The 7,614-nt window shown below is 69.2% G+C and carries 7 protein-coding genes; 4 read left to right on the plus strand and 3 right to left on the minus strand.

The features are described from left to right. Positions 1–98 precede the first annotated feature (98 nt). Positions 99–743, plus strand: a complete 645-nt coding sequence (locus C5E07_RS18610) for an NAD(P)-dependent oxidoreductase (RefSeq protein ID WP_104301521.1) — start codon at positions 99–101, stop codon at positions 741–743. A 169-nt stretch (positions 744–912) separates the two neighbouring features. Here C5E07_RS18610 and C5E07_RS18615 read toward each other — a convergent pair whose 3' ends face one another. The 3 genes from C5E07_RS18615 to C5E07_RS18625 form a co-directional block, all read right to left on the minus strand. After that, a complete protein-coding gene (locus tag C5E07_RS18615; protein ID WP_104301523.1) occupies positions 913–1,938 on the minus strand; it encodes an NAD(P)-dependent alcohol dehydrogenase in 1,026 nt (341 codons plus the stop codon). A 131-nt stretch (positions 1,939–2,069) separates the two neighbouring features. After that, a complete protein-coding gene (locus C5E07_RS18620; RefSeq protein WP_104301525.1) occupies positions 2,070–2,732 on the minus strand; it encodes a GAP family protein in 663 nt (220 codons plus the stop codon). Between the two features lie 247 nt (positions 2,733–2,979). Continuing rightward, positions 2,980–4,311 carry an aspartate aminotransferase family protein gene (locus tag C5E07_RS18625; protein ID WP_219820139.1) on the minus strand — a complete coding sequence of 444 codons (1,332 nt, stop codon included), beginning with the start codon at positions 4,309–4,311 and terminating at the stop codon, positions 2,980–2,982. Positions 4,312–4,546: 235 nt separating this feature from the next. On the opposite strand from C5E07_RS18625, the gene C5E07_RS18630 reads away from it, so the two are divergent. From C5E07_RS18630 to C5E07_RS18640, 3 genes are all read left to right on the plus strand, one after another. Then, positions 4,547–5,596 (plus strand): phosphotransferase enzyme family protein, encoded by a 1,050-nt coding sequence (locus C5E07_RS18630; RefSeq protein ID WP_181058187.1) that lies wholly within the window; start codon positions 4,547–4,549, stop codon positions 5,594–5,596. Positions 5,597–5,751: 155 nt separating this feature from the next. Beyond that, positions 5,752–7,005: an ammonium transporter gene (locus C5E07_RS18635; protein ID WP_104301531.1), complete on the plus strand. Its 1,254-nt coding sequence runs from the start codon at positions 5,752–5,754 to the stop codon at positions 7,003–7,005. A 136-nt stretch (positions 7,006–7,141) separates the two neighbouring features. Continuing rightward, positions 7,142–7,480 carry a P-II family nitrogen regulator gene (locus C5E07_RS18640; protein WP_104244561.1) on the plus strand — a complete coding sequence of 113 codons (339 nt, stop codon included), beginning with the start codon at positions 7,142–7,144 and terminating at the stop codon, positions 7,478–7,480. Positions 7,481–7,614 lie beyond the last annotated feature (134 nt).

A 7,614-nucleotide genomic window follows, 5' to 3' on the forward strand; every position in this document is an offset into this window, starting at 1 on the left:
AACCGACTCCCCGCAAAGTGCCTTCTTCCCCTCCCCGCAGTCGGTCTCCTACGGTGACCTTCGGCGGCTGAAACGGCCGCCGCGACGAAAGGACCATCATGGCCAAGATCACCATCCTCGGCGGGACCGGATACGCCGGCAGCCACCTCGTCCGGGCGGCAGCCGCCGCTGGCCACGAGGTCACCTCGTTCAGCCGTTCGCGTCCCGCGGAGCCGATCGAGGGCGTCTCATACGTCAACGGCAGCGTGCTCGAGGACGGCACGCTGGAGCACGCGATCGACGGCGCGGAGGTCGTCGTCTCTGCACTGGCACCCCGCGGCGAACTCGAGGGACGCACCCGGGGACTCCTCGCGAAGGCCGCCGAGCTCGCGGCTTCGAAGGGGGTGCGCTTCGGTGTCATCGGCGGCGCCGGCTCGCTGTTCGTCGCCGAGGGCGGCCCGAGGCTCTTCGACACGGAGGGCTTCCCGGATGCGGTGAAGCCCGAGGCCTCCGAGATGGCGGGCGTGCTCGACGACCTGCGCGCATCCGCCCCCGAGCTCGACTGGTTCTACGTGAGCCCTGCCGCCGCGTTCGGCGCCTGGGCGCCGGGCGAGGCGACCGGCGAGTACCGCATCGGCGGCGACGTGCTCCTCACCGACGCGAACGGCGACTCGAACATCTCCGGTGCCGACTTCGCGACGGCGATCGTCGCCGAGATCGACACGCCCACCCACCGCCGCGCCCGCTTCGGCGTCGCGTACTAACGGACGGCACCCCCAGCCTCACCCTGCTTGCAGCACTCCTCATCCAGTCGCAGACCTGGGGGTTGCGCATGCTCGTTGCTCAGCAAGCATGCGCAAACCCCAGGTCTCCGGGAGGTGCGACAGCCAGGCAGGCAGACTGACCGGCGGGCCGGTGACCGTCAGACGAGGACTACGGGACGATGACCGCGCGACCGCGGATCTCGCCAGCGTGCAGCTTCTCGTAGGCGGTGGTTGCCTCGTCGAGGGAGAACTGCTCGACGTGGATGTTGATGGCCCCGCGCTTCGCGAGCTCGACGACCTCCATGAGCTCCGTCCTGGAGCCCCAGTTGATGGCGCGGCCGGTGACGTCGAGCGGCACCGTGGTCTGACCGATCGGCACGGCGCCGCTCGCGACGCCGACGACCACGACGGATCCGGCGGCCGCGACCATCTTCGCGGACAGGTCAGCCGTCGGCTGGATGCCGACGAAGTCGAAGACCACCGTCGCGCCCAGGCCGCGGGTGAGGTCCTTGACTGCGGGGACGGCATCCGGGTTGGACAGGAACGTGTGGTCCGCGCCGACGGTGCGGGCCAGCTCGAGCTGCGGCTCGCCGACATCGAGCACGACGACCGTCGCCGCGGAGAGCGCCTTGAGCAGCTGGATGGCGACGTGGCCGAGACCGCCGGACCCGATGACCACCGCAGTCGAGCCGGGGACGAGCTTCGGGAGCGCCGACTTCACGGCGCGGTACGGGGTGAGGCCGGCGTCGGTGAGCGACACGTTCTTGACCGGGTCGAGGTCGCCGATCGGCACCAGGTGCCTGGCATCGTCGACGATCATGTACTCAGCCATGCCGCCGTCGCTGAAGATGCCAGGTGCGCGCATCCCCTTCTCGCAGTTCTGCTCGGCTCCGCTTGCGCAGTGGTAGCACCGGCCGCATCCCCACGGCCCGTAGACGATGACCGATTCGCCGATCTCGACGTCGTGGACGCCGCTGCCGATCGCCTCGACGACGCCCGCGACCTCGTGGCCGAGCGTGAGCGGGAGCGGCTTGAAGTAGTAGTCCTCGGCCGAGGCGCCCATGATGAACTCGTCCGAGTGGCAGGCTCCAGCGGCCGTCACCTTGAGCAGGATCTCGCCGGCGGCAGGCGTCGGGGTGTCGATCTCGACGAGTTCTGGGCGCGAGCCGATCGCGCGGTACTGCAGTGCTTTCATGGCGCTGCCTCTCTCCGGGCGGAGGGACAGCCCGGCGTCATCGGGCGACGCGAAGCGCCGCGAACCCGGAAGTGGGGTTCCGTCCGATGCTACGCCTCGCTATGTGCCGAGTCAGCGACCGCGCGTGAGTTTCAGACCAAGAACAGCGCGACCGCGAAGCAGCCAGCCGCGAGCGCGAAGTGCAGCGTCGCCATCTTGCGGCTCGTCTTCACCTCCCCGGTCGTGAGACGGGCGTAGACCTCGCGGAAGCGCTCCCGGGGGCGATCCTTGAACAGGACTCCGAGCACAAGCGCGATCACGGTCGGCACCGCGTAGATCACCGTGTAGGCCGCGAGCGCCGCAACCGCCGTCGGGGCGGAGACCTCGGCGTCGATGAGGCGCTCCACGGCAAAGAACATCGGGAACGCGTTCGGCAGATCCGCGACCGTCGCGACGACCCCGAGCGGAAACGCGGTGGCCGGATTCACCCAGCGCAGCAGCGGGTAGCCGCGGCGCTCGCGAGTTCGGAAGCGCCGCACCCCGAAGACGACGAACAGGATCCCGAAGCCGAGGAAGATGATGCGGCGCATCCACGTGGCGAGGTCGTCGACGAGCGTCCCGGCGAAGCTCGCCCCGAAGTACACGAGCATCGTCAGCCCGAAGAAGGCGACCGCTGCGCCCGCCGCGTAGACCCAGCCCGTCGGGACGGGTCGCTGAACGGTGAGCAGGATGAGGATGACAACCGCGATCGTCGACAGGTTCAGCGAGTCGATGACGGCGAGGCCGATGAGTGCGCCGACCAGACCGCCGCTCACCCCTCGCTCCCCCGCATGCCGTGGACTCTACCGGGCGGGCCCTACGCCGACACGCCTCGCCGGCCGCGATGCCCGCCGCGATGCCCGCCGCGCCTGACCAACTTCAGTGCTCATTCGGCTGAAAACGCTCCTCAAAGCCGGCCAGGCCCCGGATGAGCACTGAAGTTGGTCAGACAGCGCGGGGGAGGGCAGATCGGGGGCAGGCAGCGGCGACCGCAGTCCGAGTCCGCGACCGCGCGCCCTCGCCTCAGCGCACCGGCACGTCCGCGAGCGCCGCGGCGAGCGCATCCGTGAACCGGTCGATGTCGTGCTCCTGGAACGACAGGGGCGGCCGAACCTTGAGCACGTTGTTGCTGGGACCTGCCGTCGAGGTGAGCACGCGGTGCTCGCGCAGCGCGTTGACGAGCGCGAGCGCTGTCACCCCGTCGGCTTCCTTGCTGGATGTGTCGGAGACGATCTCGACGCCCGTGAACTGCCCGGCGCCGCGGACGTCGCCGATGCGCGCATCCCCAACCGAGCGGATCGCGGCGCGCAGCTGGTCGCCGACGCTCGCCGCACGTTCCGGCAGCCCTTCGTCGCGCAGCACATCGAGCACCGCCTGCGCGGCGGAGATCGCGACCGGGTTCCCGCCGAACGTGTTGAAGTACGGGATGTCCGTGGCGAAGGGCTCGAGCACCTCGGGGCGCGCGGCCATGCCGGAGACGGGGATGCCGTTGCCCATGGGCTTCCCCATGGTGACGATGTCGGGCACGATGTCGTGCCTCGCGAAGCCCCACATGCGGGGTCCGAGGCGACCGAAGCCCGGCTGCACCTCGTCGGCGATCCACACGCCGCCGGCCTCGTGCACGGCGTCGAACGCCGGCTTGAGGAAACCGCTCGGGTCGGCGGCGACGCCATCGGACGAGAAGACGGAGTCGGCGAGGAAGGCCGAGAACTTCACCCCGTGCCTGGCGAGGTCGGCGATGGCCGAGCGGATGTCGGCGGCGAGCTTCTCGCCGACGAGCTCGGGGGCGGTTCGGTAGGTGTCCGGCCCCGGCACGGTGCGCACCTCGAGCCCGAGCGTCTGCCCGCTGCCGAGCGCCGGGGAGACGCCCGAGGTCAGTCCAGAGGTGCCGTGGTACGCCTCGCTCGTGACGATGACGCCGCTGCCGCCGGTGTACGCGGCGGCGACGCGCAGGGCGAGGTCGTTCGCCTCCGACCCCGTGCACTGGTACATGACCTGGCCGATCTCCGCCGGCATCGTCGAGAGCAGGTCCTCCGTGTAGTCGAGGATCGCCTCGTGCAGGTAGCGGGTGTGGGTGTTGAGGGTGCCAGCCTGCGCCGCCATCGCCGCCACGACCCGCGGATGCGCGTGGCCGAGGCTCGCGACGTTGTTGTACATGTCGAGGTACTCGACGCCGTCGTTGTCGTAGAGGTACGTGCCGCTGCCCCGAACGAGGTGGACGGGGTTCGAGTAGAAGAGGCGGTAGGAGGGTCCGAGGAGCCGTGTTCGCCGCTCGACCATGGCCTCGGTCTCGGCCGCCGCTGAGGACTCCCCCACCCGGTAGCTGTTGCCGTCCATGATCGTCGATCTGCTCACGTGACGTGTCCTCTCCCGCGGGCGCACTTCGCCCGGTCGGCGCTTCGATCCTGTCCGGCCCAGTCGAGCACACTGTTTCCTCCTGGTAAATCGTGTGTAACGAGTGCCCGTACATCGCTCATCTTGAGCGAATCAGCACCTAGACATGGATCACCCCGCACTCAGCCGGCACACACCAGAGCCGCCGCGATCCGTGCATCCGCTGCACGAATCGCCCCAGCCCGAGGAGACGACCATGATCGAGGCAACGCTCAAGCAACCCGTCTCGGGGCTGCGCGTCTTCGACGCCCTCGTCAAGGGGGAATCGGCTCCCGCCTGGCTGCACGACGGGATGCTCGCAGCGTTCGGGCTCCCGCCCGAGGCCGCGACGAAGCTCATCTCCGTCTCCGAGAACGCGTCGTACCTCGTCGAGCTGGCGGGCCAGCCGATCGGTGTCGTTCGCCTGCAGCAGCCCGGCTACCAGGAGGGTGAGGGCCAGCTCCGCTCGGAGATGCTGTGGGTCGAGGCGATCCGCGACTCGGGATGCGCGGAGGTCCCGTCTCCCATCCCGGGCGCCGACGGACAGGTGACGCAGAGCATCCCGTCGCCCGACGGGATGGCCCTCAAGGCGGTGTACTTCGAGCATGTTCGCGGCTCGATCCTGCAGGACGTCGAGGACGCGACGCCGTGGTTCACGGAGCTCGGGCAGATCACGGCCCGCCTCCACGACCACGCGCGCAGCTGGCGGCGACCGGCGGGGTTCGACCGGTTCACGTGGGGTCTCCCCGACCTCCTCGGCTCGACCGCGAGGTGGGGCGACTGGCGCCGCGCCTCGCTGACGCCGTCGCAGCTCGATCAGCTGGAGCGCGCCGAGATGTCGGCCCTCAGCCTCGTGCAGGCCGCGCCAGCTGGCTGGCAGGACTGGGGGCTCGTGCACTCCGACCTGCGCCCCACCAACGTGATCCGGGACGGCGAGCGGCTGATCGTCATCGACTTCGACGACTCCGGCTTCAGCTGGTTCCTCTACGACTTCGCCTCCGCGCTCACCTTCCAGGAGCACAAGCCCGAGGCACGCGTCATGGCCCGCAACTGGATCGATGGGTATCGATCCGAGGGACGACTGACGGATGCGCAGCTCGAGCTCGGCTGCGCCCTCTCCATGGTGCGCACGCTCACGATGCTCGGCTGGAGCACGACCCACCGCGATGAGGCACTCCCGCCGGACCTGCAGGGCGGTGGCGTCATCGACGCCGCACTGTTCACCGCCGACCGGTTCCTGGCCTCCCCGACCTGGCTCATCGACTGACCCTCGCGGCTGTGGTCCGCTGACCGCCGCCGCGCACCCGAGGCCCAAAGCCCCATCATGAGCTGCGCGCCCGCGAGCCGCCCGCTCCCCAGACTGCTCCACCCGTGCATCCCGCACGCCATCTCCCTCCATGACCCCAACACAAGGAGCCATGTATGCCCGCTGCCGATCTCGCCTGGATGCTCGCCGCATTCGGACTCGTCCTCCTGATGTTCCCCGGAATCTCGTTCTTCTACGGAGGAATGCTCAACAGCAAGAACATGCTCAACATGGCCATGATGGTCTTCGGCTCGATGGCCGTGGTCGCCGTCATCTACGTGCTGTTCGTGCACGGGATGGTGCTCGGAAACTCGGTGGGGGGCGCCGGAATCATCGGTGACCCGCTCGCGTTCGTCGGCATGGAGTCGTTCATGACGGACTCGTCCGAGGGCGACATCATCGCCGTCGACGCCTACTGGGGTGCCTTCTACATCCTGTTCGCCGCCATCAGCATCGCGATCGTCGCATCCGGTGCGGCTGGGCGCATGAAGTACTGGGCGTGGCTGGTCTTCGCCGCACTGTGGACGATCCTCGTCTACGCACCCCTCGCCCACTGGGTCTTCGCGTTCACGAGCGACGACGGCGAGACGGTCGGCGGGTGGATGCGCAACGTCCTCGGCCTGCACGACTACGCGGGTGGCACGGCGGTGCACATGAACGCCGGAGCTTCGGCTGTGGCCCTCGCCCTCGTGCTCGGCCGCCGCAAGAACACGGAGCTCCGCCCGCACAACATGCCGCTCGTCCTTCTCGGCGCCGGCCTCCTCTTCTTCGGCTGGATCGGCTTCAACGGCGGAACGGCCGCAGGCGCGAACTTCCTCGCCGGCTACGTGGTGCTCACGACGACCCTGTCCGCGCTGACCGGCGCATTGGGCTACCTGCTCATCGAGCGCATCCGCGACAAGCACGCCACGACGCTCGGCATGGCGACGGGCATGATCTCGGGCCTTGTCGGCATCACCCCGGCAGCGGACGCCGTCACCCCGCTCGGCGCGCTGGCCCTCGGCTTCATCACGGGTGCCGTGGTGGCGCTCTGCATCAGCTGGAAGAACCGTGCCAAGGTCGACGACGCGCTCGACGCGTTCTCGGTGCACGGCATCGGCGGCATCGTCGGGGCCCTGTTCGTGGTGTTCCTCGGCGCGGCCGCGGCACCGGCTGGCATCGCGGGCCTCTTCTTCGGCGGAGACCCGAGCCTCCTGTGGCGTGAGCTCGTCGCCATCGTCGTCACGTGCGTCTACGCGTTCGTCGTCACGTACCTGATCGCGTGGGTCATGAACAAGATCGTGCCGATCCGCGTGCCCGACGAGGTGGAGTCAGTTGGTCTCGACCGCGGTATCCACGCCGAGAGCGCGTACGAGTTCGAGGCACGTTGACCATGATGGAGACAGGCCGCTCCGGTGCGCTCGGCAGGTCCGAGTTCACCCCGCGCGATCAGAACACGCAGTCGACGCGCGACCCCCACGACCAGAACGCACAGACAACGCCAGCACAGAAGAGGAGCGCACGCCGATGAAGCTCGTGACCGCAGTGATCCAGCCGACGAAGGTCGACGATGTGAAGGATGCTCTCGAGGCCGCAGGCTTCACGGGCCTCACGATTACCGAGGTGGAGGGGCACGGCCACCAGAAGGGCCTCACCGAGTTCTACCGCGGGCAGGCCGTGAAGGTCTCGTTCCGCGCCAAGACGCGTGTCGAGGTGCTGGTCGCCGACGAGACGCTCGAGAAGGCTCTGGACGTCGTGGTCGAGGCGGCCCGCACCGGCAACGTCGGCGACGGGAAGGTGTGGGTGACGGATGTCAGCCACGTCGTCCGCGTGCGCACGGGCGAGTCGGGCCCCGCGGCCGTGTAGTCCGCGCACCGTGGAGCTCACGCCATCGCGGCGCCCCAGATCGTTGTGGCCCGTTGCTGTTCCCGGCACTGGGAGCAGCAACGGGCCACAACTTTGCGGTTGGGGATGGGAGGGGGCGGTGGCAGGGGCGAGGC

The sequence above is a fragment of the Pseudoclavibacter sp. RFBJ3 genome (assembly GCF_002931375.1).
Classification (GTDB): domain Bacteria; phylum Actinomycetota; class Actinomycetes; order Actinomycetales; family Microbacteriaceae; genus Pseudoclavibacter.